The organism is Desulfoluna butyratoxydans (genome assembly GCF_900699765.1).
Classification (GTDB): Bacteria; Desulfobacterota; Desulfobacteria; order Desulfobacterales; family Desulfolunaceae; genus Desulfoluna; species Desulfoluna butyratoxydans.
Genome location: NZ_CAADHO010000012.1, coordinates 14,491 through 37,503 on the forward strand (window position 1 = coordinate 14,491; position 23,013 = coordinate 37,503).

Consider the following 23,013-nt stretch of genomic DNA (forward strand, 5'->3'; position numbering starts at 1 on the left):
GTGGATTTCATTTGAACAAGAGGCAAAAGAAAAGGCCCCTACAGCTGGCACTGTCGAGGCCCTAAAAACTGAAATAAAGCAAGAAATATGTAACACACGATTTTACTCTGAACAAGAGAAAAGTTGTGTTGTTGGAAAGGCTTAATTGATATGGGTATCGCCCTGGATAAGTTGACCGAAGCCCAAAGGGCCGACATTGCAAAATCGCTGTTCTGTGTGGACGCAAAAGCATCAACCGAGGCGGAACTTCGGGGCCTGTGCCCCATTCATGAGGAGACGAACCCCTCCTTTAGTTACAATGTGAAAAAAGACGTTTACCACTGCCTTGGGTGTCAGGCAAGCGGCGACCTGGTGAAGCTGTACAGCCTGTGCCGTGGCCTGGACGCCAAGGATGGGTTTAAGGCCTTTTTGAATGAACACGGCATTGAGACCGACCGCAACGCGTCTGCCGGATCCCTGACGCCCCACCAATCCAAACCCCAGCCAAAAGTTAAAGTTAGGGTAGAGCCCGAAGCGGACGCCCTTGATTACACCACCATGCGGGAAGCCTGGGCCAAGTTTCCGCCCTTGCCCGATTCCTGGGTAGAGCGCCTTGCCCAGACCCGCATGTGGACCCGGGAGGCCATCGAGGCCCTGGGCCTTCGCATGCAGACCCACCGTCAGGACAGCAAGACGGGGGAGCTGGTTTATATCAGGAATCCGGAGTGGCGGAAGATCGCCTTCCCCATCCATGAAGACGGGGAGCTGGTGAACATAATCCTCTACAAGCCCGGGGCATCCGAATACAAGATGGTCTCCTGGGCCAAGGGCTTCGGCCAGACGCGGCTGTTTCCCCCGGCCCCCCTTAAGGAAGGGCCCGTCCTCTACGTGGAGGGCATCACCGACGTGGTGTGCGCGCTCTCCATGGGGTTCAACCCCATTGCCAACACCACCAAGCCGAAGAAGTGGGCGCAGGCTCACCTGAACCAGCTCCTGGACCGGGACATCATCGTGGCCCGGGACTGTGACCAGCCGGGCATGACTTACGGGGACGTCTCCTGTCAGAATCTCTACACCGTGAGCCGGACACTGAAGCTCATCAACTGGCCCGGCTTCATGGGGCGGCGCGATGACGGCCAGTGGCCGGAGAAGCACGGGGAGGACCTCACCGACTTTTTTGTCAAGCACGGCCAGACCTCTGACGACCTGCAAAACCTCATCGACCATGCCGAGCCCTATGTGATGAAGGACTCCGGGGAGATCTCCTGCGCGCGGGAGTTTTTTTCCTATGGGGTAGGGGACCGACTCTCCTTCAAGCCCCGGCTCCTGGCTGAGCGGATCCTCCAGGATTTTTCGCTTATGAGCGACCCGGAGACGGGCCTTCTTTACAGGTGGGAGAAGACCCACTGGGTGGTCTTTAAGGAGGATCATGTCAAGAAGCGCTGCATCAAGTTGCTTGGGGAGGAGTCCAAGACCAACCGGGTGAGTGATGCAACACTTCAGGCGCAGGTGCTCAGCACCATTCCCCACGGCAGGGCAGTAAACGACCAGGACGACTGGGTGTGTCTTGAGAGCAGCATGCTAAATTTAGAAACCCTTCAAACCCGGCCTCACCACATGAGCTATTACAGTACCTGCTGCCTCCCCATCGACTACGACGGCCACACCAAGGCCCAGCCCGAGCGGTGGTTTCAGTTTCTGGAGGAGACGATCCAGAACCCGGCGGTCATCGACCAGCTCCAGGAGTTCTTCGGGTATTGTCTGACGCGGGATTCCCGATACGGCAAAGCGCTTTTTCTTTTCGGGCCGGGGGCGGACGGCAAGTCCACGGTGATCAAGATCCTGCGGCACATGGTGGGGGTGCAGAACTGCTCCTCTGTCGGCTTTGTGGATCTTGAGGACCAGTTCCATCGTTCCAGCCTCTATGGCAAGCTTTTGAACACCAGCACGGAGGTGGGGGCCAAGGCCCTGGACAGCCCCTATTTTAAAGCCATTTCCTCTGGGGATCCCATTAACGCAGCGTTCAAGCACCAGGATACGTTCGAATTTACCCCGTATTGCAAGTTTGTCTTTGCGGCCAACAAGAAGCCCCGCGTCCTGGACAACTCTGACGGCTTCTTCAGGCGGGTGTTGCCCATCCAGTTTAAGCGGCAATTCCTGGGCAAAGACGCGGACACAGAGCTTGAAGAGAAGCTCCTGGGGGAGCTGTCCCAGATCTTTGCATGGTCCCTTGAAGGCCTCCATTGCCTGCGCAAGCAGGGCGGCTTTACCCGATGCCAGGAAACCGACGACCTGCTCATGGAATACAAGTTCAGCAACAACCCGATCCTGAGCTACGTGGAGGACCGGTGCGATGTGGGCGAGTCGGCGGGATACACGTCAAAAGACAAGCTCTTCGGCAGTTATACCGAGTGGTCACGGGCGCGTAATTTCGCCCCCATGAACTACGACAACTTCTTCCGGGAGCTGTACCAGGCCATTGACTGTCTGGCTCAGTATCGAGCCCGTGACGGCAAAAAGAGGGTGCAATGCGTCAAGAACATCTCCCTGAAGATTATCTCATGATGCGGCCCTCGATCCCCGCACCCCTTGAGTGCAGGCAGGGCGCCTTCAAGGCCTCGAAGTGGTCAGCCCCTGGTCAGGGGTTGGTCAACCCTGACGCCCGGACCCCTGACCGGATATCCGATGTAAAGTCGGGCTGATAGGTGGAGTGGTCAACCCGGTCAGCCCTCCACGCCACATATTGCGTGTGCAGGCGTTAAGAGGCCCCCTGAAAAGTTTTCTGTTTTCTGAAAAAAAGGGCTGACCACCCTGACCAAATAAAAGAATTCAGGGGCTTAACCCCTGACCGCATCGTTTGACCGGGGTTGACCGGGTTGACCGGTGAGGGAAGGGGGGCCGAAGAGGCCCAAGCGGCTTGGGTCCTTCTCAGGCTTTGCCCCATGCGGGGACCTTTGATCGCGATAGTTCTTCGCACTTAAATTTTAAAACGAGCTGGAACAATGGAACATCGAGAAAATACAGACCAATGCAAGTCAGCCAACGGCAGAGAGATCTTCACCCCGGCCGAGGCAGCCGATGCCTTCGGCCCGGAGTTTCTGGACCTGGAGTGCTGCCGGGGCTGGATCCTCAACCGGATCCACAAGGGCGAAGCCCGTTGTCCCGGGTGCGGATCTTCCATCCAGGACGAACAACGGCTCTTCAGATTCTGGAGCGGAAAAAGATTGTCCTGCCCGGCCTGCGGGAAAAAGTTCACCAGCCTCACCGGGACCTTCCTCTCCGGAAGCCACATGGACTACCGGGGACTCTTTCTACTCTTCGTCTCTTTTGGCCGGGGGTGGGAGACGACGGAGACAGCCAGGCGCATCGGGTGCGATCCGGCCACGGTGAGGAACTGGCGCAAGAAAATCGAAGGGATGAAATAGAGACTTATGACAGACACACTTTCAAACCCCAAGGCCATCACGGCCTACCTGAAGGAGGCCGGGTACAAAGTCAGTCAGTCCACGGTGTACAAGCACCGGGACGAGGGCCGGATCCCGGCGCAGAAAGACGGGAGATTCCTGGTGAAGGATGTGGACCGGTATGCGGGGATGCATCTGAAACGGCTCGATGGTGAAGCCTTCAGTGAAGACATGGAGGCGATCCAGCGGCAAAAGCTCACAGCGGAAGCCAGGAAAGCGGATGCCCAGGCAGATCACTGGGAACTTAAAACCCTGGTGGACTCCGGGCAGTACATTGACCGGGAGCTGTTCAACGGGGAGCTGGCGGCACGGGCGGCGATCTTTCGAAATGCCCTGGCAACGTTTTTCAGGACCAACGTGGGAGAGATGATCCGGCTTGTGAAGGGAGAGCCTGAGATGGGGCCCGACCTCATTGATTTTTGGCTGGAAAAACTGGAAGGCGCCATAGGGCGGTATGCGGAGCCGAAAAAATGGCCTGTGATGGCCGTGAGCACAATGGATTCAAAAGAGATGGACATAGAGGAGATGGCAGAATGATTCATGATGATGATGGAAACCCACAATATGTTGTTTTTACAGACGCTGAGCGCCGTATCTTCAAACCCAAGGAGAAGCTCACCGTCTCCCAGTGGGCCGAGCGTCATCGGTGGGTCGCCAAAGGCCCGGCCCAGGGGCTCTGGACCAATGACCTGACGCAATACCTGGTGGGGCCCATGGATGCCTGGAACCTGCCCTGGGTCCAGAAAATTATCATGTGCTTCGCACCCCAGACGGGCAAAAGTCAGGCGGCCATCAACTGCATGTGCTATGCGGTGGACCAGGATCCGGGCCCGGGCATGTATGTGATGCCCGATGAAAAGGCAGTGAAGCGGATCAGCAGGCGGCAGATCATCCCCTCCCTGAAATCATCCCCCAGAGTTGCGGAGCTTCTGGGTAAAAAGGCCGATGACGTGTCCACCCTTGCCATCAACTTTACCCACGGCATGGACATCATGATGGCCTGGGCTTCCTCGCCTGCGGTCATGGCATCCGAGTCCGTCAGATACATCTTCTTTGACGAGCCGGGAAAGTACCCCGAGTTCTCCGGGAAGGAAGCAGACCCGTTCAGTCTGGGAGAGATGAGAACCAACGCCTATCCGTTCACCAAGAAGATCCTTTACTTCTCCACCCCGGCGGAAGATGGAGACGCCTTTTCCCGACTGCTGGAAGAGGAGGTGGAGGTTATGCACCACTACGAGGTGCCTTGCCCCATCTGCAACACGTTTCAGAAAATGGAGTTCCCTTCCATCCACTGGCCCAAAGGCTCCCAGGCAGATCACAGAACCGTGGTCAGGAAAAAATCTGCCCGGTACACCTGCACCAAGTGCGGAATGGATTGGGACGACATCGACCGGAACCGGGCCGTGAAACTCGGGAAATGGGTGCCCGAGAAGGAGATCAAGAGACCCGTGGCCGTCGGGTTTCACCTCCCTTCCTGGTACTCTCCTTTTGTCAGCCTCTCCGATGTGGCGGCGGCGTTTCTGAAGGGCCTCCAGGATCCGGCAAAGATGATGGCCTTCGATACCCAGCACAAGGCCGTCCCCTACAAACCGGTGATGGCAACCACCGACGAAGGCAACCTCTTGAAGCACAAAACCGATCTTCCGCCGGGTGTCGTGCCTAAGGACGCCGTGGCCCTCACCTGCGGCATCGACATGCAGTTGCTCCATTTTTATTTTGTGGTCAGGGCATGGGATAAGGACCTCACAAGCTGGCTCATTCAGTACGGGACGCTTTCCACCTGGGACGATGTGGAGAACCTTGTGTTCAACACCCGGTATCCGGTCCAGGACTCCTCGGAGACCAAAGGGATCTTCCGTGCCGCCCTGGACACCGGCGGCGGCGTGAATGCCGATGACGACTGGACCCGCACCGAAGAGGCCTACGAGTGGCTGAGGGACAACAGCCGGGGCGTGATCTTCGGGATCAAGGGCGCTTCCAAGACCCAGTTCCAGAAGGTCCAGGTGAAACTCATGGACAAGATGCCCCGAAGCAACAAGCCGATTCCCGGCGGCCTGGAGCTGCGGCTCCTGGACACCCACCAGCTCAAAGACCTTCTGCACTATCGGATCGCTCGAAAAGAGGCGGATCCAGAGACAGGGAGGCTCGCAGAGAAGCAGAGGTTTTACCTCCACTCGGAGACCGACCTGAGATACGCCAAGCAGTTCCTGGCCGAAGAGAAGCGCCGGGACAAGAAGACCAAAAAGATCACCTGGAAGCAGATCGGAGGCCGGGACAACCACCTCCTGGACTGCGAGGTCTACGCCGCTGCCTGCGCCGACTCGTCCTGGACGCCCAGTATCCGGTACCTGGCCAAGGCCCAAGAGAGGAAGAAAGACGCCCCCAAACCAAAACCGGCCCCCAAGCAAGAGGCCCAGGACGTCCGACAAAGAATCACAGGAAATCGAAACCGGCCCAGCTGGTACAACAAGAGGTAACGAGCGATGATTGAACGAACGGTGAATGTAATGGAAGCGGCAGAGATGATCTCTTGTTCACGGGCGCACGCTTACAGGCTTCTGGAAGCAGGTGAAATCAGGGGGTACTACACCGGTAACCGGCGGGGATTAAGGGTTATTGAGCGGAGTGTGGAGGAGTTCGTGGAGAGGCGGAAGGAGGAGGCTGGGGTGACGGTTTGATGGATGTCTACGCGTAGACACTGATGAATAATCTCGAATATTGAGTCGGTGTATGGTATAGGACATTCAGTGAATGACTTGTTCTGTTGGTGGGAAAGTGTAAGAATAAAAAGTTGTTAAGGGCTTGTATGCGTTTTTTTTGTTATTTTGTAGTGGCATCATATGCAGTTGAGTGTCTTTCTCTGAATACTGGGAGTTTCTGGAGGCACAATCATGAGTAAAATCGCTGTATTTGATTTTTTTTGCGGTTGTGGGGGGACCAGTGCCGGGTTCCGTAGTGCCGGGTTGGATATTGCTTTTGCGCTTGATGTTGACAAGGATGCCGCCAATACGTACAGACACAACTTTCCCGATACTTATTTTCATGAAGGGGACATTCGAGATCTCAAAAAAGACAAACTCGAAGAGCAACTTACGCGGTTTTCAAATCATCTCACTTTATTCTGTGCTTGTGCCCCGTGTCAGCCCTATTCAAAACAGAGAACGGAAAAAAAGTTCAAAGATGAACGGCTTGGCCTACTTGAACTTTTCATTCCCCTGATAAAAAAATACCAGCCTGATTTTGTGTTTATCGAAAATGTCCCCGGACTCCATAAAGGAAGGGACGGCCTTGATCCCTTGGGTAAGCTCACAAAAGTTTTAAAAAAGTATGGCTATAAAATGGACTCAGGGGTTGTGGCTGCCCAAGATTATGGAGCCCCACAGTTACGTCGGCGTTTTGTATTGCTTGCGAGCAGGCATGGACAAATCAATATTCCCGCAGCCACCCATGGCATAGATTCCGATAATCCTTTTAAAACTGTCAGGGATGCGATTGATGATCTTCCAGCTATTGCGGCAGGTGAGACATATAAAGGGATCAGCCTAAAAAACCACCGTGCTGCAGCTTTATCTGAACTTAATTTGAAAAGGATAAAAGCTTCTTCTCCCGATGGCGGCGGACGTTATGAGTGGCATAAAAGTCTTTGGCCTGCATGTTATACAAGAACAAACGATAAAGGCGACGTTCATTCAGGCCATACAGATTGTTACGGTCGTCTATGGTGGGACAAGCCAGCACCGGGGTTAACCACAAGGTGCATCAGTTACTCCAACGGTCGATTTGGTCATCCGGAACAAAATAGAGCTATAAGTGTAAGGGAAGCGGCCCGCCTGCAGGGTTTTTCTGATGATTTTGAATTTAACGGTACCTTGAATTCCATGGCAAAACAAATTGGAAATGCAGTACCTGTTGATCTTGCCTTAGCAATGGGAAGACAGTTTATTCAGCATATAGAGGGAATAAATGGCAAAGTTTAAAACCAGAGCACGAACTGTTGATCTTCTTGGTAGACAGCAAATTGCCGGTATCCCAACTGCAATAAGTGAGCTTTTTAAAAATGCTCATGATGCCTATGCAGATAATGCATTAGTCGATTATTTTCGATCCGATGGTCTTTTTGTTTTACGAGATGACGGTGTAGGGATGACAAAGACCGATTTCGAGAGTCGCTGGCTCACTATCGGTACAGAAAGCAAGGTAAAAGATCAATTAGGAATGGAACCACCTTATTCTCCCCCTGATAAACTCGAAAGAAACACAATGGGGGAAAAAGGGATTGGACGCCTTGCAATTGGCGTAATAGGAAATCAAGTTCTTATTTTGACGCGTGCCAAACGGAAAGGGATGCTCCATGATCTAGTTGCGGCTTTCATTAATTGGGATCTATTCGAAGTGCCGGGTATAGATATCGATGACATTGAAATTCCGATCAAAACTTTTGCTGGAGGTACTCTTCCCGATGTAGATGATGTGAATTCCTTGGTGGAAGTTGTTCGTAATAACTTAAAGTCTTTAGGAACAAAAATAAGAAAAAAAGATCAAAAAAGAATTTCTAACAGTCTTGATGCTTTTATTGTTGACCCTGACGATTTGGATAATTTCGCATCTGGACCGAGTTTAAAAGGAGGTGGTCATGGAACACATTTTTATATTCTTCCTTCAAATGAAACCATTGCTTTAGATATAGATACTGAGGATGAGCAAAAAAAGAAGGAACGCATATTTACAAAATTTTTATTAGGTTTTTCAGATACCATGACAACTAAAGAACTTCCGCTTTTAAAAACGGAATTTCGAGATTGGAAAACCGATGCCCCAGGTGATTTCAATGAGCTTATAGGTCCTCGTGAATTTATTACACATGATGAATTTGACATGGCTGATCATCATATTGACGGGAAGTTTGACAAGTTTGGGCAATTCGAAGGAACAGTAACGGTTTACGGTCAGGAACCTGTCAAGCATATCGTATCTTGGGGAAAGACAGGGGGTAGAGAAACACTGTGTGGCCCATTTTCATTTAAATTAGCTCATATTCAGGGTCGAGAACGAGAGAGCTCTCTTTCTTCAGAGGACTACGGAAAATTAGATCTAAAATTGAACAGAATAGGTGGTGTATATGTTTATAGGGATGGGATTAGGGTTCTTCCATATGGAAACCATGACCATGATTTTTTAGATATTGAAAGAAACAGAACCAAGAGTGCCAGTTATTATTATTTTTCCCACAGGAATATGGCTGGAGCGATTAATATATCACATAAAAATAAAAACCTAGTTGAAAAAGCAGGCCGAGAAGGTTTTCAACAAAATAAAGCCTACCGTCAATTTTGTGATATTCTGAAAAATTTCTTATTTCAAATTACAGGTGATTTTTTTAGGGAAGGCGGTTCGAAAGCAGAAGACTTTATTCATGTAAGAGAAGAGTATAACAAAGCGGCTGAAGCTCTAAAAAAACAAAATGAACAATCAACAGTTAAAAGAAATAATTTTTCTAATGATTTAAATGTTTTTTTTGGGAAAGTAGACTCGCTTGAGTATGAAGATTCAATTAAAAACATATTAAATAACATTCATGGTGTTCTTGAACGAGCTAAAAGCTTAGAAGCACCAGATCAAGCTGCTGATTTACTCATCAGAGCTGAAAATAAAGTTAGCGGTGATCTTGATAAACTGCGGTCAGATTATATTTTGGCAAGGCCAAGGGGCGTGGGTTTAACCAAGCAGCTGGATCGAGACTGGAAGGCATATCTTGTCGAATTTCAGCGGTTGGAAGACGAATATTTCAAACCGACTGAAAAAACGATATCTGATATGATCGGAGAATCAGCCAAGCAAGCCAGAATATATATTGATCAAAGGAAGAGACTTGAAGTTCTAATAAAAGAAACAAGTGAAAAATCGATCAAAAAAGTTCAAACTAAAGCTAAGGAAACAAAAAGTTCGTTAGACCTCACCCACAAAAATGTCCATGATCTTGTTCGGAATAGTCTTTCTGAAATCAAAGATTTAATAACTGAAACTGAGATTAATTTTAATCGGACTAATCTGGAAAAGATGGATGGATCTTCTATTGAAGAACTTAAAGATGCTATTGAATCAAGACTTACAAAAGCAGCTGAAAAACATGAGGAAAGTCTCGAAAGTGTTAAACAACAGTTAGATGTCATTCAGCTTTCAAGAGATGAACGAGGATATCTTATTTCACAAACGGATATGCTGGCTGCGCAGGAAAATGAGCTTCTTGCTTTAAAGGAAAATGCCGAAGCTGACTTGGAACTTACTCAATTAGGTATGGCTGTTGATATCATCAATCACGAATTTAACAGCAGTATAAAATCTGTAAGAAAAAACGTGTCACTACTAAAGAGTTGGGCTGATGTAAATGCTGAGCTAAAGCCCTTATACACCAACATTCGAAACAGCTTTGAACACCTTGATGGGTATCTTTCGCTGTTTACGCCTTTAAATAAACGGCTTTATAGAAAAAAAGTCAAAATAACTGGGCGTGGAATAGTCAATTTTGTAAAAAACGTTCTCGATGAAAGATTGACTAGACATGATGTGGATCTTGTCGTTACAGATGATTTTAATTCTTTCTCTATTGAGAGTTACCCTTCGACTTTTTACCCTGTATTTATAAATTTAATAGATAACGCTATTTTTTGGACGAAGGACCGAAGTTCTAAGAGACAAATTACCCTTGATGTAAAAAATGGAGCTTTTACTATTCAGGACACTGGGCCGGGGATTCCGGCAAGGGACAGGAAAGCTGCTTTTGAGAAAGGCTTTTCTCGAAAGCCGGGCGGAAGAGGGCTTGGTTTGTTTATCTCAAAAGATATTCTTAAGAAAGTTGGCTACGATTTAGTAATTGATACTGATTACTCTGAAACGGGTACATGTTTTAAAATTCATCCGCTGAGCGACAAAGCATAAAGGGAAAAATTATGCATTCTGAATCTGCATTTTTCAAATACTCGAAAGAAATCGCTGAAGATTTTCTATCAACAGTTCTTATTGTTGATGATCAGGCTTATTTTGAGGATCCTAATCCGGTTAAACCTAAGTTAGTTGTTACTCCAACAAGTCGTAAAGCAGGGTCTAAATCCAAGGTTGATAAAACGAGTCCAGTTCCGACTGAGAATAATCAAGAGGATAGTGTCGGAAAATCACATGATTTAGATGCAAAGAAAGTCATAAATAGTTTTGCACAAAAAGGCATCTTGTGTACGGTAATAAAGCCTGATGAAGAAGAACTTAAGTGCCTTGACAGAACAGTAATACCTTTATGCAATAATGCGGATCTTATTATATTGGATTGGGAATTAAGCCAAAAATCGAACAGCACAGCTCTTTCTTTGGTTAAGGATGCTATGGCTTGTTTTACCAATAGCTCTCCCCAGCAACTTCGGCTCATTGCTATTTATACCGGCTCAACAGATATCAGTGGTATCTATGATTCAATAAAAGACGAGCTTGATAAAAGCTATCAAACTACCCCAATACCAGGATCAGGGTGTTGTTGCCAAATTGGTTCTTGCCGTTTATTGGTTTTTCCCAAGGAGGCGACTAAAACGGCAGATGGTGTAAAACCGATATCTTTTGACGAGTTGGCCGAATTTTTGGTTGGTGAATATACAAAGATGACAAAGGGGTTGTTATCAAACACCGTGATGAGAAGTTTTTCAGTAATTAGAAAAAACTCTCATAAGATTTTGAAAACCTTTTCTGGACTGGACTATCCTTTCCTCACCCACAGAACATGTCTTACGAGGCCAGAAGAGGCTGAAGAGCATTCAGCAACATTAATCTCTGATGAGATACAATCTCTGCTTGAGGAATATAATGTCGGAAGTGCATCAGATATGGAGGCATTACGTCTTTTTGTTGAGGACCAACCCCAAGGTAAGGCTTATCCACTAGATCATATGGCTAAAGGAAAACCTTCTTTAAACACAGATCAAATCGTTGATTTATTGCAAAATGGAATCTCTCCAAACGAAAGGCCACAGCCTGATTATCTTTCTAACAAAGAATTTAGTAGTGAAAAAATTTTTAATTGTTTAACACAAATGTATTCTCATCCTAAAAATTGCAAAAACTTAGATTTTGAGTACGCAGCTTTAACTACTTTGCGATCAAAATATTCAGATACATTACCTTGCTTGGCTTTGGGGACAATCATACAGGATATGTCAAATCAAGATAAATATTGGATTTGTTTGCAGCCAAAATGTGATAGCGTTAGGCTGTCTGGTGATGTTTCTTTCCCGTTTTTACCATTAGGTGATAAAGGGAAAATTCATTGTGTGGTTCCCGATGGTCCAGATTCATTTGTTAGAAAAAAAATTTCTTTAAAGTTTTCAATGTGCAAAACGATAGAATTTAAAGCTAATGCTGAGACTGGTTACATTCAGGCAGCTATAAGGGATAAAGAATTTATTTTTGAAGATGTGAGTTATAAAGAATTTAAATTTATTTGTGAATTGAAACCCGAATATGCTCAACGATTATCAAATGCTTTTGCTACTGAAATATCTCGAGTTGCTACAAATAATTCTGAGTGGTTAAGAAGGTGTGAAGCAAAGAATTTATAATTATTGACTAATTATGGGGGCTCGATGCCTTGTGAATATTTGGCAGTTTGCTTGAGTAGTGAGCTACCGAATAATATATTTAAACTGGGTCGCTTGAAGGTCTGACAGACTAATTAGCCATGGATCGAGATGAGTGCTGATCTCTCCACCTGAAGCTGTCCAATTATCACCTGTTTTTTCAAGATGAATATTGGCAACTACAACCAAAACGGACTCTCTGTCGAAGCTCTTTGCATGGTTAACTTCTCCATGGGTTAGAATGACCGATTTCCCCTCACCTGTAGTGCCTTTGACCTCGATAAACCTTCGTTTGTTGTTTCTTGTTGCAAGTAAATCAAATGGTTGTGATAATGATTTGTCCACGACCTTCCAACCTTTGTCTTCATAAACTTTGCGTGCAATTTTCATGGCCTGTAGTTCAACAGCTTTTCGCTCGACTGAAGACAATCCAAAACCTTGCCCTAAAGATGACTTTTTTGTATTTCTTGGTGATGGCGAAAGCTCAAAACCCTCTAATAATGACTTTATCTTATGGCTGTCCAGTTTGATGATCGATAATTGAGAAGAAGCTCCACTACCATGTGAAGCGCACGATTTGACATCAAGCACACTGGGGGGGGCGCTTAGTTGTGAAAAATCCAAAATTTCTGCAGTGAACGAACGAACTTTTTGCATTGTCTTTTCTGGAGTTGGAAACTCATAGGCACACTTTCCACATTTCCATTTCGGTTTTTTTGTTTTTCGCTCTCGAATGTCTGTTGAGCGGCACATGGGGCATCGCCTGTGCTCCTTCATAGTATCTTGTTCAGTTATGGAGCCTATCCCTCCAACCCCAATGATTTTGTCTTCTTTTCGAAGGATAACTAAATCATCGCTTTTTAAATTTTTATGGTTAGGCACAAGACTATCGTAATTATAAACTGTACCTGTTTTGTCTTGATATCCATCTATACCTTTTGAAATTCGAGTTTTATCCGATTTTTCAAAAAGTAACCAAACGTTTGCAAAATCTTTCACGGTATTGTCCTAATAGTCAAATTATAATCGGAAATCTCACTGTGTATCTCATAATGTTTTCTTGAAATTTTTTACTCTAAGATATCACTCATATCCAGCGTTATATCGGTTTTTAATGCTATCGACAGGTTCTTCCAATAGATTTGATAATATTGTGAAATCAACCTCTAACGAATGTTTTATAATTTCTTCGCGCTTATTATTTTCGTTAATGAATCTAAATATCGAAGCATGGTGTTTTTTCCTTTTCGTTATTATCATTTTGTCGATCATATCAGGGAAATTGATCAAAAAATCGTTTAGTTCTGCGATAATAATGTCAGTAAGTTTTATAACTGTCTCTGTTAAGTCTATTAACCGAGCAAATTCTGATATATCAATGACCTCATAAACATCATCATTGGTTATCAAGCGAGATCTGTCGTTTGATTCCGGTGATTTTTCTGTCTGCGTGTTTCTCCTAATTTTTTCTAAAATTGGATGGTAAATTTCATTTCTTTTATTCCAGGCATCAATGAGAAAATTATAATTATTGAACATATTACGTATTCGTGGGATTTGTGACCATTTATATATAGAGTTGTTTGAATTGCCCATTTGAGGCACTATAAATGATATGTCTGGTAAATTAACGCTGATAGGTTTTGACGAAAAAACTATATACGGGATGGCAGTTGCTCTTTGGAAGGGATTATTACTGAGCTTTCCATGGTAATTATGTTTTAGTGAAATTAATTCTGAAATGGCTTCATCTGCTGATAGTAGTATTCTGTTACAGGCGTCAATGTTTTTTTTATAAATCTGAATCCTTTCTTGATACCACACAGTACAATATGCGACACCAGCACCCATTATAGATGAAAATCCACCTGATATAAGAGGGAATATGTAATCCTTAAAAGGATTGTTGCCTGTAACAACAGACTCTGCTGCACGAATTAATAATTCTATTTTTTGAGCCATATCTTTTTGGGGTATAATAAGTTGGTTGGAACGGATATCTTGCCTTAAGATTAATTGTGTTGAATCATATATTATAAATTGTCGTTAGTTTGTTTTCGTCTGGCCTGGATAACTTCATAGAGCAAAGATAAATTCTTTATGTGGCCAAAAAAAATAGGCCTGCCACAGCAGGCCTATCAATTTCTAAGCATTTTGTCCTAAGGCAGCTACTACGTGGTAGGCCTACTAAAGGCTTGATATTGAATGCCTATCTTTTTTTTAAAGTATGAGTTAACTGTTTAGTTCCTCAAGATTAATAATTCTATAATCCTTTAATGATATGTTTTCAATGGTTTCGTTTTTATCGGTAATAATTTTAAATTCTTGTCTGTCTATCTCTTTTACGAGTTTATAGACCTCCTTTGCGAGATCTTTATATACTGGCATAGATAGAACCTCTACTGCTTCAGCCGAAATTCCGTAAACACCACATTTAGGGCACGACACCCAATAATATTGTAACTTATCATCAGACTTAAACTCATTGAATTTTGGAGTATTACCACAGATCCAACATTCTTTTGTGCTTATCATTATTAATCTCCTTCATAGTTACAGGTATAGAATTTATCTTGGACATATTGCCATAAGAGATGAGGCTACACACATAAGTAAAGTACACTTGTAGTATGTGAATGCCTCTTCTGTGCTTGTCCGAAGTGCTTTAAGAAACGAAAAATCATTGATGGGTATATCCCTCATAGAGGTATCTGTAAAGCTATGGTCGATTTTTTACTATTAACAGATCAAAATTAATTGTAGTGTTCCTTAGCTACTCATTTTGTTCAGTCCTTTTTAGTTTTTTCCCTAATCCTGCCTCACTTTTTCTGTAGCCCTTCAAAATAAAGTGTCTCTCACGTCTCCCTCGTCTCACACGTCTCTCTCGTAACAGACACCCACCCCCACCCCATGCCATATTCCCCCCATGGCTATTTTCACTCTACAAGAACTCGACGAACAGATCGCAGCTTTTAAACAGGCTCTCCGGGCTTTGGCTGTGAACCAGTCTTACAAGTTGGACAGGCGGGAGTTTGTTCGGGCTGACATCGACGAAATCCGGAAGACCTTGGTGTTTCTGGACCAGGAGCGGAGCAAGCTGCTTTCCGGTGCCGGGCCGAAGTTTGTTACGGGGAGGATCGTTCGATGAGTCCCTTATTATATGGGCCGGACAATCGGCCCCTTTCTTCCTCGTCTTCCGTTGCGGCCAATACCTCCTACGGCGTGCATCGGAAGGCTGGGGGGCATTCCGGGACGTTGGCCAACTGGATGACGTCCCGGATGAACCGGGATTCTGAGCCGTATGAGCGCAGCACCATTGCGTCTCGGGCTCAGGACCTGGTGGCCAACGATCCCCATGCAGCGAACATCACGGACAGCATGGGGGTGAGCGTGGTGGGGACGGGGCTTCGGCCCCAGTCCCGGCCCAACTGGAAGCTGCTGGGGTGGACGGAAGAGCAGGCGGAAGAATTTCAGACCCAGGCGGAGTGGGCGTTTTCCATTTGGGAGGCGGAAGCGGATGCCGGTGGACAGCTTGCTTTTTGGGAGATTCAGTTTCTTTCGGTTCAGTCTTTGGTGGTGAACGGGGAGTTTCTGCGGATCCCGGTGATGATAGATGAGCCGGGCCGGACGTTTTCCCTGGCCTTGCAGTGCGTCAACCCGCTTCGGATGTATACCCCTTCGGATTTGACCCAGGACACCAGCATCCGTGATGGGGTGGCTTTCGGCGAGAACGGGAGGCCCTCGTCTTATTGGATTGCCAACCCGGATAACGGCTACACCTCCTACAGCCTTCCCTCGGCCAGCTTCGCCCAGGTTCCTGCCAGGGTGGGACATCGGCCCGGCGTGTTCCACTCCTTTGTAAAAAAGGAGGATGAGCAAGTGAGGGGGGTCTCCCTTTTGGCCCCGGGGATGAAGTTCTTCCGGGACCTGAACGACTACCTTGATTTTGAACTGGTGGGCGCCATCGTGGCGGCCAGCTTTCCCGTCTTTATCAAAACCCCAAATGCAGAAGACGCGACCTCGGGCCGGGACATGAACGGAAACGAAGTGGCCGCCGGTGAGCTGACACGCCACCAGGATGTGGTTGCGGGGACCATGATCTACGGCAACCCCGGAGAAGAACCCAAGGTTCTGGAGTCCAACCGACCCGGCAACACATTCCCTGAGTTTGTGGAGCGGATCCTTCGGGGGATCGGTGTTTCTGTGGGGATGCCCTATGAGGTGGTGGCCAAGGATTTTTCCAAGACAAACTACTCCAGCGCACGGGCGGCCCTTATGGAAGCGTGGCGTGTTTTTGAATTTTACCAGAAGTGGCTGGTGGATCGATTTTGCCAGAAGGTCTGGGAGATGGTTCTGGAAGAGGCGTGGCTCCGGGGGATGATTACCCTGCCTGCCGGATCCCCTGATTGGTACGACGCACGTCATGCATATACACGGGCCACCTGGATTCCCCCGAAACGAGGCGAGATCGACCCCCTTAAAACAGCAAGAGCTCATGACCTGGAGCTTCAAAATAATACCAATACCCTTGCTGGCATTCTGGCGGAAAGCGGCCAGGATGTGGACGTTGTGCTTGATCAACGCGCACGAGAGATTCGGAAGGAGAAAGGAGCCGGGCTCTTGCGTGAGGAGCCTACACCAGCTGTGAAGAAAGCAAAGGCCGACGGGGCGGATGCCTTGATCGAAGAGACAGAAAAGGAAGAGGAGGCAGCCAATGCCTGAGAGACTGCATGGACGGCCCTGGGCCATCACCATGGATGCCTATGAGGCCATTGTGGCCCTGGTGGAGTCCGGCAAGATCGATGCCTCCATGTTTGCCGATGCGGACGGGGAGGGCGCGGACCTTGAGGTCATCGATTCCGTGGCTGTGATCCGGGTTGCCGGAGCCCTTCAGAAGGAGCGGACCAGGTACTACTTCTGGCTGGAGCGGGAGAGCACCTATGCGCAGATCCGCGAGCAGGTGGAGGCGGCCCTTGGGGACTCCGGGGTGAAGGCGATCTGCTTTAAGGTGGGATCTCCCGGCGGGGACGTGGACGGCGTGAAAGAGCTTTCCGACTTTCTCCACCGGGCGGCCCTGGAAAAACCCATTTATGCCTACGCAGACGGCCAGATGTGCAGCGCGGCCTATTGGCTCGCCTCGGTGGCAAAAGAGATCGCCGCTCCGTCCACGGCCCAGGTAGGCAGCATCGGGGTTCGGGCCATGCACGTGGACCGATCCAAGGCCCAGGAGAAATACGGGTACAAAATTACCTACCTTACCGCCGGGAAATACAAGGCCATGGGCAACCCTTCAGAGCCCCTGGACGAGGAGTCCACCGCTTACCTGCTTCATCCTTTGAACCAGATCTACACCATTTTTATTGATGACGTCGCCCGGAACCGTGGCGTGTCCACAGACAAAGCCCTCGCCATGGCCGATGGAAAAGTGTTCCTGGCGCAGGAGGCCCTGGAGATCGGCCTCATTGATCGCGTGGAGGAGAGCTTTGACACCTTTTTAACCAGAATCAAAGAGAAAGAGGAGGTCTTCGTCATGGAGTACGGAGAGTTTCAGGCAAAACATCCCGATTTGTACACCAAAGCAGTCAGCGAAGGCAGGGAAGCTGCCCAGAAAGACGTGACGGACCAGGTGAAAGCGGAATCCGAGCGGATTATGGGCATCGTCTCTGCCGTCGTGGGCGAAGAGCAGGGCACAAAGCTCACTGCCCTGGTGAGCAGTGGGGCCACCGTGGCCCAGATTGAGGCCTTTGGCCAGATGCTGGGCACGCCCGGGGCAACCACCGAACAGGAGGAGACCGACGCGGACGGCAAAGACAAGGCGAGCCGCCAGGCGATCCTGAACGGGCTTCAGTCGGCGCATTCCGATGGGGTGAGGCCCGAGGCCGGGGCCGACAAGCTGACCACCGTGGATGTGGACAAGCAGGCTGCGGCCCTGGCTGCCCTGGTGTAGCCGGAAAACCCCTTTTAAACGTGAGGAGAGATAATCGATGCAGCAGATGATTAAGCACGGGGATGTGATCAAGGATCGTGCCTTTTTGGGTGACCATCCCGTTATCACGATGTCCGGTACTTTAAAGCAGGGCAGGGCGTATGTGGCCGGTGAGGTGCTGGGGCAGGTGACGGCGGACAAGAAATTGACCGGGCTGGCCCCGGCGGCATCCGACGGCACCCAGGCAGCCATGGCCATCCTGGCCGGAGACGTGGACGCCACGGCAAGCGATGAGCCGTGCGTCATCGTGGCCCATGCGGAGGCCGTGGCAGAGGGCCTAGTTTGGCCCGAGGGCATCACGGCGGTGCAGAAGGCGGCGGCGGTGGCCCAGCTTCAGGCAGTGGGCATTTACGTAAAATAGGCCCCCTTGGGGGCATTGATCATAAGGGATAGAGGAACATATGGAAATTGCATGGAGAGTACTGACACGGGCAGTGGAGCAGCTGAAGACCCCGCCCCGGATGCTTCAGGACCTGATCTTTAAAGAGAGGAACACCAACGAAGCGGACACCATTGACGTGGACATCACTGTGGGTGGCCGGAAGCTGGCCCCCTTTGTGACGGACGTGGAGGGCGGCAAGATCGTGTCCGGGTCTACCCGGTCCCAGCGTTCGGTGAAGACCCCGCGTATCCGTTTGAAGGATCCCCTCACCGCCAAGAAGCTGCGCGGCGAGCGCGGTGCAGGGCAGCCCTTCTATGCCTCCGGGCCGAAGTCGGTGGAGGAAGCGGAGCAGTCCAAAATCATGAAGTCCATGAAGGAGCTGAAGGACAAGGTCCTCACCACCCTGGAGTGGATGTGCGCCCAGGCCCTTACCGGCAAGATCATCGTGGAGCAGGACAACGTGGCCTTTGAGGTGGATTATCAGATCCCTGCGGATCACAAGGTGGTGCTTACCGGCGAATCCAAATGGATGGGCGCCGATGCCGACCCCTTGAACGACATTCAGTCCTGGAACGACATGATTGTGGACAAGCTCGGGCGCGGGGCCGCAATCATGATCTGCGGGACCGAGGCGGCCAAGTGGCTCCGGAAGAAGGTGCCCAAGGACGAGTGGATGGACAGGACCAAGCACGTTCAGGTGGGCGAGCTGGTCTGGGATATGTCCTCCAACTACATGGGCAACCTGGGCGGCATCGACATCTACCGGTACGGCTCCTCCTTTGACGATGCCTCCGGGGCACCCCAGAAGCTCATTGAGGCGGACAAGGTCTACATGGTGGCCACCGATGCCCGGATCAGCATCGAGTTCGGCAACATTCTGGATTTGGACGCCAACGTGGTGGGCGAGTTCTTTGCCAAGAACTGGAAAGAGAAAGACCCCTCCGTGCTCTGGAACCTGCTGGAGTCCCGGCCCTTGCCGGTTCTCTGGGAGCCGGAAGCGGTGGTTGAGGCGGACGTTCTGTAAACCCTTTTATCCCATTTACAGGCCTTCGGCAGTGTTGCCGGAGGCCATCAAAGGAGCACTCTGTGGCGAGTAAAAAAATCAAACTCAAAGAAATATCCCTGCTGAAAACCGTGAAACATGAGGGCGAATACCATCCCCCCGGTGAGGTGCTGACCGTACCTGAAGACATTGCAGATGAGCTGATCGACCTGAAAGCGGCGGGGCCTGTGATGGCTGAGGTGGCGGTAAAGGAGCGTGAGCTCCTCGATGCGGACGAATAAGGCGGCAACATGTCTACGCGTAGACATTCCCCCGAAAGGGCTTGAACGAGATGGACGCAACAACCTGGAAGGCCCTTGAGGTCTGCTCGAAGATCATGACCAACCACGGAACCTGGGTGGGGCTTGCCACCCTGGCCCTGGGGCTGTTTGCCGGGAACGGCTGGCAGCTTCGGATCCAGGAGCGGCTGAAGAGCAGCTTCCGGAAAGAGCTGTTCGGCAAGATGGAGACGGGCAAGCAGATCAACGACGCCCTGGACGGCCTTCTCATCGATCTGGATTGCGAGCGCGCCACGGTTTTTCAGTATCACAACGGCAACCAGAACGCGGTGGGGGTTCACTTTGACCGATGCAGCAACACCCATGAGCGCGTCCAGGTGGGGGCCTCGCCCCTCATGACGACCTTGCAGAGCCTGCCCAACTCCTTTTTTGCGAGCTGGAACACCGAGATGATGAAGATGAAGGAGATTCACTGCCCGGACCTTGAGACCGTTCGGGAGCGGGATTTCGGGCTTTACCAGTTCCTGGCGGAGCAGGGCGTCCGCTCCTTTTATCTGGTGGGGATCTTCTCCTTTGACGGGGATCCGGTGGGCTTTGTGGGAATCCACTATTGCAGGCAGACCCGGGACCTGTCTCCGGCGGAGCTGGACCGGCTCCGGGCCACTTCCCTGAAGATCTGCGGCCTGGTGTTGGCCGGGAAGGGGGATGCGTGAGGCTCTCTCTGCTTCGCACGGAAACCTGCGACCAGGGGACCTTCGGGGTGATCATGGCACCGGACGGCAACGTCTACCGCTCCCTGGAACTGCCCTGGCGGGACAACACGCCGAATCTCTCCTGCATCCCTGCCGGGATCTATGAGGTGCGGTGGGTGTATTCGCCGAAGTTTGGGTGGTGCTACCAGGTGATGGACGTGCCGGGCCGGACCCATATCAAGATGCATTCGGCCAACTACGGCGGGGACGTGACCAAGGGGTTTCGGACACACCTTTTGGGGTGCGTGGCCCTGGGGATGTACACCGGGATCTTGGGAAACCAGAGGGCGGTGCTCTGCTCCCGAATGGCGGTGTCTGCCTTCAACCGGGCCCTTAAGCGAGAGCCTTTCACACTGACGATCAAGGAGCTTTACAGATGATTGAACTTTTAACGGGCTCGGCCTTTGGCCTTATCGGCTCTGTGGTGACCAACCTTTTCGGCCTGTTCAAGCAGCGGCAGGTGGACAAGCAGGAGGTGACGCTCCGGAAGCTCGATCTGGAGGCCATGGATAAGGAGTATGAGTTCCGGGACCGGTCGGCCACGCGGGAGGCGGACACGGCCCTCACCTTGTCGGCGGACGTGTTGATGAAGGAGAGCTTCGGCCACGACGCGGCCAGCTACTCCAAAGGCGTGAAGCCCGGGGCCGTGGGATCCTTCCTCCTGGTGCTGGTGGACTTTATCCGGGGGCTTACCCGGTCTGGCCTCACCATCTACCTGATCTGGCAGGTGCACGCCACCCGCACAGAGGTCCAGGGCGTGCTGGACGGCATCGGGGCTGCGGCCCTGGACGCGGGGACGGCCCTGTCCATCTACCAGGAGGTGGTGAAGATGACCCTCTTTCTGGCATCGGCGGCCATCTCCTGGTGGTTCGGCACCCGGGCCAAAGGCTCACAGGTGAAACCATGAATTTCCAGGAGCTGGTGGCACGGGACAACGCGGCCTTTGTGAACCCCGGAGAGTTCGGGACAACCGTGCTCTGGAACGGCAAGCCCGTGTACGCGGATGTGGCGGACGGGGAGGTTGCGAGCACGGATCACCACGGGGTGAATATCCGCACCCGGTCCGTCACCCTGACTTCCGGTGACGTGGCCGTTCCGGTGCCGGAGGAAATCGTGGAGCTGGACGGGGAGGCCCTTCGGGTGAAGTCCGTGGAGGATGAGTTCGGGCTGTTGGAAGTGACCTTTTACAGGAATGAGTCATGAGTGTTTTGAAAATCAGCGTGGAAGATGCGGATACTGAAAAACTTGAACTGTTCCTTCAGTCCTATGGCAACAAGGCAAAATCGGCCGTTTGTAAAAGTCTGAACCGGGCTGCCAATGGCGTCAAAACCGACGCGGCGAAAGAAGCACGGACCGTCTACAACGTGAAAGCCACTGCGGTCAAAAAAACCTGCAAGCTCTTTAAGGCGACGCATAGCAACCTTGATGCATCGGCTGTGTTTACAGGTGAAGGCATTCCTCTTTACGCATTCGCTCCAAAGTCATCCAAACCCAATGTGTATGTCAAAGCCGGGATCACCGTTAAGGTCAAAGCCGCTCGAAAAAAGGTGCGTGGTGGCTTTGTCGCGAGGATGCCGTCCGGCCATGTGGGGGTCTTTAAGCGCACGGGTAAATTTGGCCGCAGGAAAATTGAAGAGCTTGAAAAGTTCAGGGAGCTGAAATCCACCTCCATTCCCCAAATGCTCAACAACCCAAAGGTAAAAAGCGCTCTTCAGGTGAAGGCGGCCCAGCGGTTCACCAAGAACCTGGACCATGAAATGGACTACCTGATGAGCAAAGGGGGCAAGTGATGCTCTTTGGACTGCTCAAAGGAGTGGAGGCCATTCTGGCAGATGGCCTGAAGGAGATTCGGTTCCGGGTTCCCGGTGCCGGGGCGTCCTACGCTCCGGCCCAGATCTTTCTTGGTGAGCTTCCCCCCAAAAAACAGGGGCAGATCGATTTCCCTTACGTGATCATTCAAGCCGTCTCCGGAACCGACCAGGACGAAAGCTCGGAGGTGGCGGTGAAGATCCTCTGCGGGATCTACTCGGCGGAAGGGGTGGAGGCCGGGGTGAACGACATCCTGAACCTTCTTACCCGGTGCCGGAAGATCGTGCTCTCCAAGCGGTGCACCGAAGACGGACGTTACACCTTGAAACTTCCGGTGACCTGGGAGTGCGGAGACCCGGACGCAAAGTACTTTCAACCCCAGCCCCATGCGGAGGGTGAGATCACCACCCACTGGGAGACCTCGGGGATCCGGCAAACATTAACGGAAGACGTGGAGGCATGTCTCTAATGGCAGCAAAGAAAACAACATCAACGGCGGCAAAGGGCAAAAAAACGGAACAGGTGGCCTATGTGGGGCCGGAGGTTCGGCAGCCGGTGCACATCATCCGGTATCAGGTCTTTCGAAATGGCCTGCCCAAAGAGGTGGCGGCCTTCTTTAAGGAGCGGGCGGAGCTGAAGCGCTTCCTAGTTCCAGTGGAGGCCCTTGCCCCGGCCATGGCCGACCTCAACAACCCTGAATCCCTTCTGGCCCGGAAATACGCCGAAGCGAAAGGAGCCAAGTAAT

The 23,013-nt window shown here is 50.4% G+C and carries 23 protein-coding genes; 20 read left to right on the top strand and 3 right to left on the bottom strand.

What is annotated here, in order from left to right:
• The first annotated feature begins 150 nt into the window (after positions 1-150).
• The 8 genes from MSL71_RS22950 to MSL71_RS22985 all read left to right on the top strand — a co-directional run bounded on the left by MSL71_RS22950 (position 151) and on the right by MSL71_RS22985 (position 12,040).
• Entirely contained in the window at positions 151-2,544 is a 2,394-nt protein-coding gene (locus MSL71_RS22950; protein ID WP_180145607.1) for a phage/plasmid primase, P4 family, read from the top strand.
• A 437-nt stretch (positions 2,545-2,981) separates the two neighbouring features.
• Entirely contained in the window at positions 2,982-3,404 is a 423-nt protein-coding gene (locus MSL71_RS22955) for an IS1 family transposase (protein ID WP_180145610.1), read from the top strand.
• 6 nt (positions 3,405-3,410) lie between these two features.
• Positions 3,411-3,980, top strand: coding sequence for a helix-turn-helix domain-containing protein (locus MSL71_RS22960; RefSeq protein ID WP_180145613.1), 570 nt, complete (start codon positions 3,411-3,413; stop codon positions 3,978-3,980).
• Positions 3,977-5,920 carry a terminase gpA endonuclease subunit gene (locus MSL71_RS22965; RefSeq protein WP_180145616.1) on the top strand — a complete coding sequence of 648 codons (1,944 nt, stop codon included), beginning with the start codon at positions 3,977-3,979 and terminating at the stop codon, positions 5,918-5,920. Before MSL71_RS22960 ends, MSL71_RS22965 begins: the two co-directional genes overlap by 4 nt.
• Before the next feature lie 6 nt (positions 5,921-5,926).
• A complete protein-coding gene (locus MSL71_RS22970; RefSeq protein ID WP_180145619.1) occupies positions 5,927-6,121 on the top strand; it encodes a helix-turn-helix domain-containing protein in 195 nt (64 codons plus the stop codon).
• Between the two features lie 213 nt (positions 6,122-6,334).
• Positions 6,335-7,420, top strand: a complete 1,086-nt coding sequence (locus tag MSL71_RS22975) for a DNA cytosine methyltransferase (protein WP_180145622.1) — start codon at positions 6,335-6,337, stop codon at positions 7,418-7,420.
• The gene (locus MSL71_RS22980) at positions 7,407-10,379 is read left to right on the top strand and encodes an ATP-binding protein (protein ID WP_180145625.1); all 2,973 of its coding nucleotides are present in this window, start codon (positions 7,407-7,409) and stop codon (positions 10,377-10,379) included. The genes MSL71_RS22975 and MSL71_RS22980 overlap by 14 nt, the downstream gene beginning before the upstream one ends.
• A gap of 11 nt (positions 10,380-10,390) precedes the next feature.
• Complete coding sequence (locus MSL71_RS22985) at positions 10,391-12,040, top strand: response regulator receiver domain (RefSeq protein WP_180145628.1); 1,650 nt, start codon at positions 10,391-10,393, stop codon at positions 12,038-12,040.
• 63 nt (positions 12,041-12,103) lie between these two features.
• Here MSL71_RS22985 and MSL71_RS22990 read toward each other — a convergent pair whose 3' ends face one another.
• From MSL71_RS22990 to MSL71_RS23000, 3 genes are all read right to left on the bottom strand, one after another.
• A complete protein-coding gene (locus MSL71_RS22990) occupies positions 12,104-13,057 on the bottom strand; it encodes a protein NO VEIN domain-containing protein (protein WP_180145631.1) in 954 nt (317 codons plus the stop codon).
• Positions 13,058-13,141: 84 nt separating this feature from the next.
• Positions 13,142-14,020, bottom strand: coding sequence for a hypothetical protein (locus tag MSL71_RS22995; RefSeq protein ID WP_180145633.1), 879 nt, complete (start codon positions 14,018-14,020; stop codon positions 13,142-13,144).
• A gap of 270 nt (positions 14,021-14,290) precedes the next feature.
• Positions 14,291-14,593, bottom strand: coding sequence for a BTB/POZ domain-containing protein (locus MSL71_RS23000; protein ID WP_180145636.1), 303 nt, complete (start codon positions 14,591-14,593; stop codon positions 14,291-14,293).
• 609 nt (positions 14,594-15,202) lie between these two features.
• On the opposite strand from MSL71_RS23000, the gene MSL71_RS23005 reads away from it, so the two are divergent.
• The 12 genes from MSL71_RS23005 (at position 15,203) to MSL71_RS23060 (ending at position 23,012) form a co-directional block, all read left to right on the top strand.
• Positions 15,203-16,780, top strand: coding sequence for a phage portal protein (locus MSL71_RS23005; protein WP_180145639.1), 1,578 nt, complete (start codon positions 15,203-15,205; stop codon positions 16,778-16,780).
• A complete protein-coding gene (locus MSL71_RS23010; RefSeq protein WP_180145642.1) occupies positions 16,773-18,005 on the top strand; it encodes a S49 family peptidase in 1,233 nt (410 codons plus the stop codon). The genes MSL71_RS23005 and MSL71_RS23010 overlap by 8 nt, the downstream gene beginning before the upstream one ends.
• 37 nt (positions 18,006-18,042) lie before the next feature.
• Positions 18,043-18,405 carry a head decoration protein gene (locus tag MSL71_RS23015; protein ID WP_218951120.1) on the top strand — a complete coding sequence of 121 codons (363 nt, stop codon included), beginning with the start codon at positions 18,043-18,045 and terminating at the stop codon, positions 18,403-18,405.
• A gap of 40 nt (positions 18,406-18,445) precedes the next feature.
• Positions 18,446-19,450 carry a major capsid protein gene (locus tag MSL71_RS23020; RefSeq protein WP_180145644.1) on the top strand — a complete coding sequence of 335 codons (1,005 nt, stop codon included), beginning with the start codon at positions 18,446-18,448 and terminating at the stop codon, positions 19,448-19,450.
• Positions 19,451-19,512: 62 nt separating this feature from the next.
• Complete coding sequence (locus tag MSL71_RS23025; RefSeq protein WP_180145647.1) at positions 19,513-19,710, top strand: DUF7210 family protein; 198 nt, start codon at positions 19,513-19,515, stop codon at positions 19,708-19,710.
• A 50-nt stretch (positions 19,711-19,760) separates the two neighbouring features.
• Positions 19,761-20,420, top strand: a complete 660-nt coding sequence (locus tag MSL71_RS23030; RefSeq protein WP_180145650.1) for a hypothetical protein — start codon at positions 19,761-19,763, stop codon at positions 20,418-20,420.
• The gene (locus MSL71_RS23035; protein ID WP_180145653.1) at positions 20,417-20,839 is read left to right on the top strand and encodes a DUF5675 family protein; all 423 of its coding nucleotides are present in this window, start codon (positions 20,417-20,419) and stop codon (positions 20,837-20,839) included. Before MSL71_RS23030 ends, MSL71_RS23035 begins: the two co-directional genes overlap by 4 nt.
• Positions 20,836-21,366 (top strand): hypothetical protein, encoded by a 531-nt coding sequence (locus tag MSL71_RS23040; protein ID WP_180145656.1) that lies wholly within the window; start codon positions 20,836-20,838, stop codon positions 21,364-21,366. Before MSL71_RS23035 ends, MSL71_RS23040 begins: the two co-directional genes overlap by 4 nt.
• On the top strand, positions 21,363-21,662 hold the full coding sequence (locus MSL71_RS23045; RefSeq protein WP_180145659.1) for a hypothetical protein: 300 nt from the start codon (positions 21,363-21,365) through the stop codon (positions 21,660-21,662). Before MSL71_RS23040 ends, MSL71_RS23045 begins: the two co-directional genes overlap by 4 nt.
• Complete coding sequence (locus tag MSL71_RS23050) at positions 21,659-22,249, top strand: phage tail protein (protein WP_180145663.1); 591 nt, start codon at positions 21,659-21,661, stop codon at positions 22,247-22,249. The genes MSL71_RS23045 and MSL71_RS23050 overlap by 4 nt, the downstream gene beginning before the upstream one ends.
• Entirely contained in the window at positions 22,249-22,737 is a 489-nt protein-coding gene (locus MSL71_RS23055; protein ID WP_180145667.1) for a hypothetical protein, read from the top strand. The genes MSL71_RS23050 and MSL71_RS23055 overlap by 1 nt, the downstream gene beginning before the upstream one ends.
• Positions 22,737-23,012: a hypothetical protein gene (locus tag MSL71_RS23060; RefSeq protein WP_180145670.1), complete on the top strand. Its 276-nt coding sequence runs from the start codon at positions 22,737-22,739 to the stop codon at positions 23,010-23,012. Before MSL71_RS23055 ends, MSL71_RS23060 begins: the two co-directional genes overlap by 1 nt.
• Position 23,013 lies beyond the last annotated feature (1 nt).

What these genes read in the sequence shown, in the direction of transcription:
- MSL71_RS22950 (WP_180145607.1), top strand. Translation starts at nt 151, where the DNA reads ATGGGTATCGCCCTGGATAAGTTGACCGAAGCCCAAAGGGCCGACATT.
- MSL71_RS22955 (WP_180145610.1), top strand. Translation starts at nt 2,982, where the DNA reads ATGGAACATCGAGAAAATACAGACCAATGCAAGTCAGCCAACGGCAGA.
- MSL71_RS22960 (WP_180145613.1), top strand. Translation starts at nt 3,411, where the DNA reads ATGACAGACACACTTTCAAACCCCAAGGCCATCACGGCCTACCTGAAG.
- MSL71_RS22965 (WP_180145616.1), top strand. Translation starts at nt 3,977, where the DNA reads ATGATTCATGATGATGATGGAAACCCACAATATGTTGTTTTTACAGAC.
- MSL71_RS22970 (WP_180145619.1), top strand. Translation starts at nt 5,927, where the DNA reads ATGATTGAACGAACGGTGAATGTAATGGAAGCGGCAGAGATGATCTCT.
- MSL71_RS22975 (WP_180145622.1), top strand. Translation starts at nt 6,335, where the DNA reads ATGAGTAAAATCGCTGTATTTGATTTTTTTTGCGGTTGTGGGGGGACC.
- MSL71_RS22980 (WP_180145625.1), top strand. Translation starts at nt 7,407, where the DNA reads ATGGCAAAGTTTAAAACCAGAGCACGAACTGTTGATCTTCTTGGTAGA.
- MSL71_RS22985 (WP_180145628.1), top strand. Translation starts at nt 10,391, where the DNA reads ATGCATTCTGAATCTGCATTTTTCAAATACTCGAAAGAAATCGCTGAA.
- MSL71_RS22995 (WP_180145633.1), bottom strand. Translation starts at nt 14,020, where the DNA reads ATGGCTCAAAAAATAGAATTATTAATTCGTGCAGCAGAGTCTGTTGTT.
- MSL71_RS23000 (WP_180145636.1), bottom strand. Translation starts at nt 14,593, where the DNA reads ATGATAAGCACAAAAGAATGTTGGATCTGTGGTAATACTCCAAAATTC.
- MSL71_RS23005 (WP_180145639.1), top strand. Translation starts at nt 15,203, where the DNA reads ATGAGTCCCTTATTATATGGGCCGGACAATCGGCCCCTTTCTTCCTCG.
- MSL71_RS23010 (WP_180145642.1), top strand. Translation starts at nt 16,773, where the DNA reads ATGCCTGAGAGACTGCATGGACGGCCCTGGGCCATCACCATGGATGCC.
- MSL71_RS23015 (WP_218951120.1), top strand. Translation starts at nt 18,043, where the DNA reads ATGCAGCAGATGATTAAGCACGGGGATGTGATCAAGGATCGTGCCTTT.
- MSL71_RS23020 (WP_180145644.1), top strand. Translation starts at nt 18,446, where the DNA reads ATGGAAATTGCATGGAGAGTACTGACACGGGCAGTGGAGCAGCTGAAG.
- MSL71_RS23030 (WP_180145650.1), top strand. Translation starts at nt 19,761, where the DNA reads ATGGACGCAACAACCTGGAAGGCCCTTGAGGTCTGCTCGAAGATCATG.
- MSL71_RS23040 (WP_180145656.1), top strand. Translation starts at nt 20,836, where the DNA reads ATGATTGAACTTTTAACGGGCTCGGCCTTTGGCCTTATCGGCTCTGTG.
- MSL71_RS23045 (WP_180145659.1), top strand. Translation starts at nt 21,363, where the DNA reads ATGAATTTCCAGGAGCTGGTGGCACGGGACAACGCGGCCTTTGTGAAC.
- MSL71_RS23050 (WP_180145663.1), top strand. Translation starts at nt 21,659, where the DNA reads ATGAGTGTTTTGAAAATCAGCGTGGAAGATGCGGATACTGAAAAACTT.
- MSL71_RS23055 (WP_180145667.1), top strand. Translation starts at nt 22,249, where the DNA reads ATGCTCTTTGGACTGCTCAAAGGAGTGGAGGCCATTCTGGCAGATGGC.
- MSL71_RS23060 (WP_180145670.1), top strand. Translation starts at nt 22,737, where the DNA reads ATGGCAGCAAAGAAAACAACATCAACGGCGGCAAAGGGCAAAAAAACG.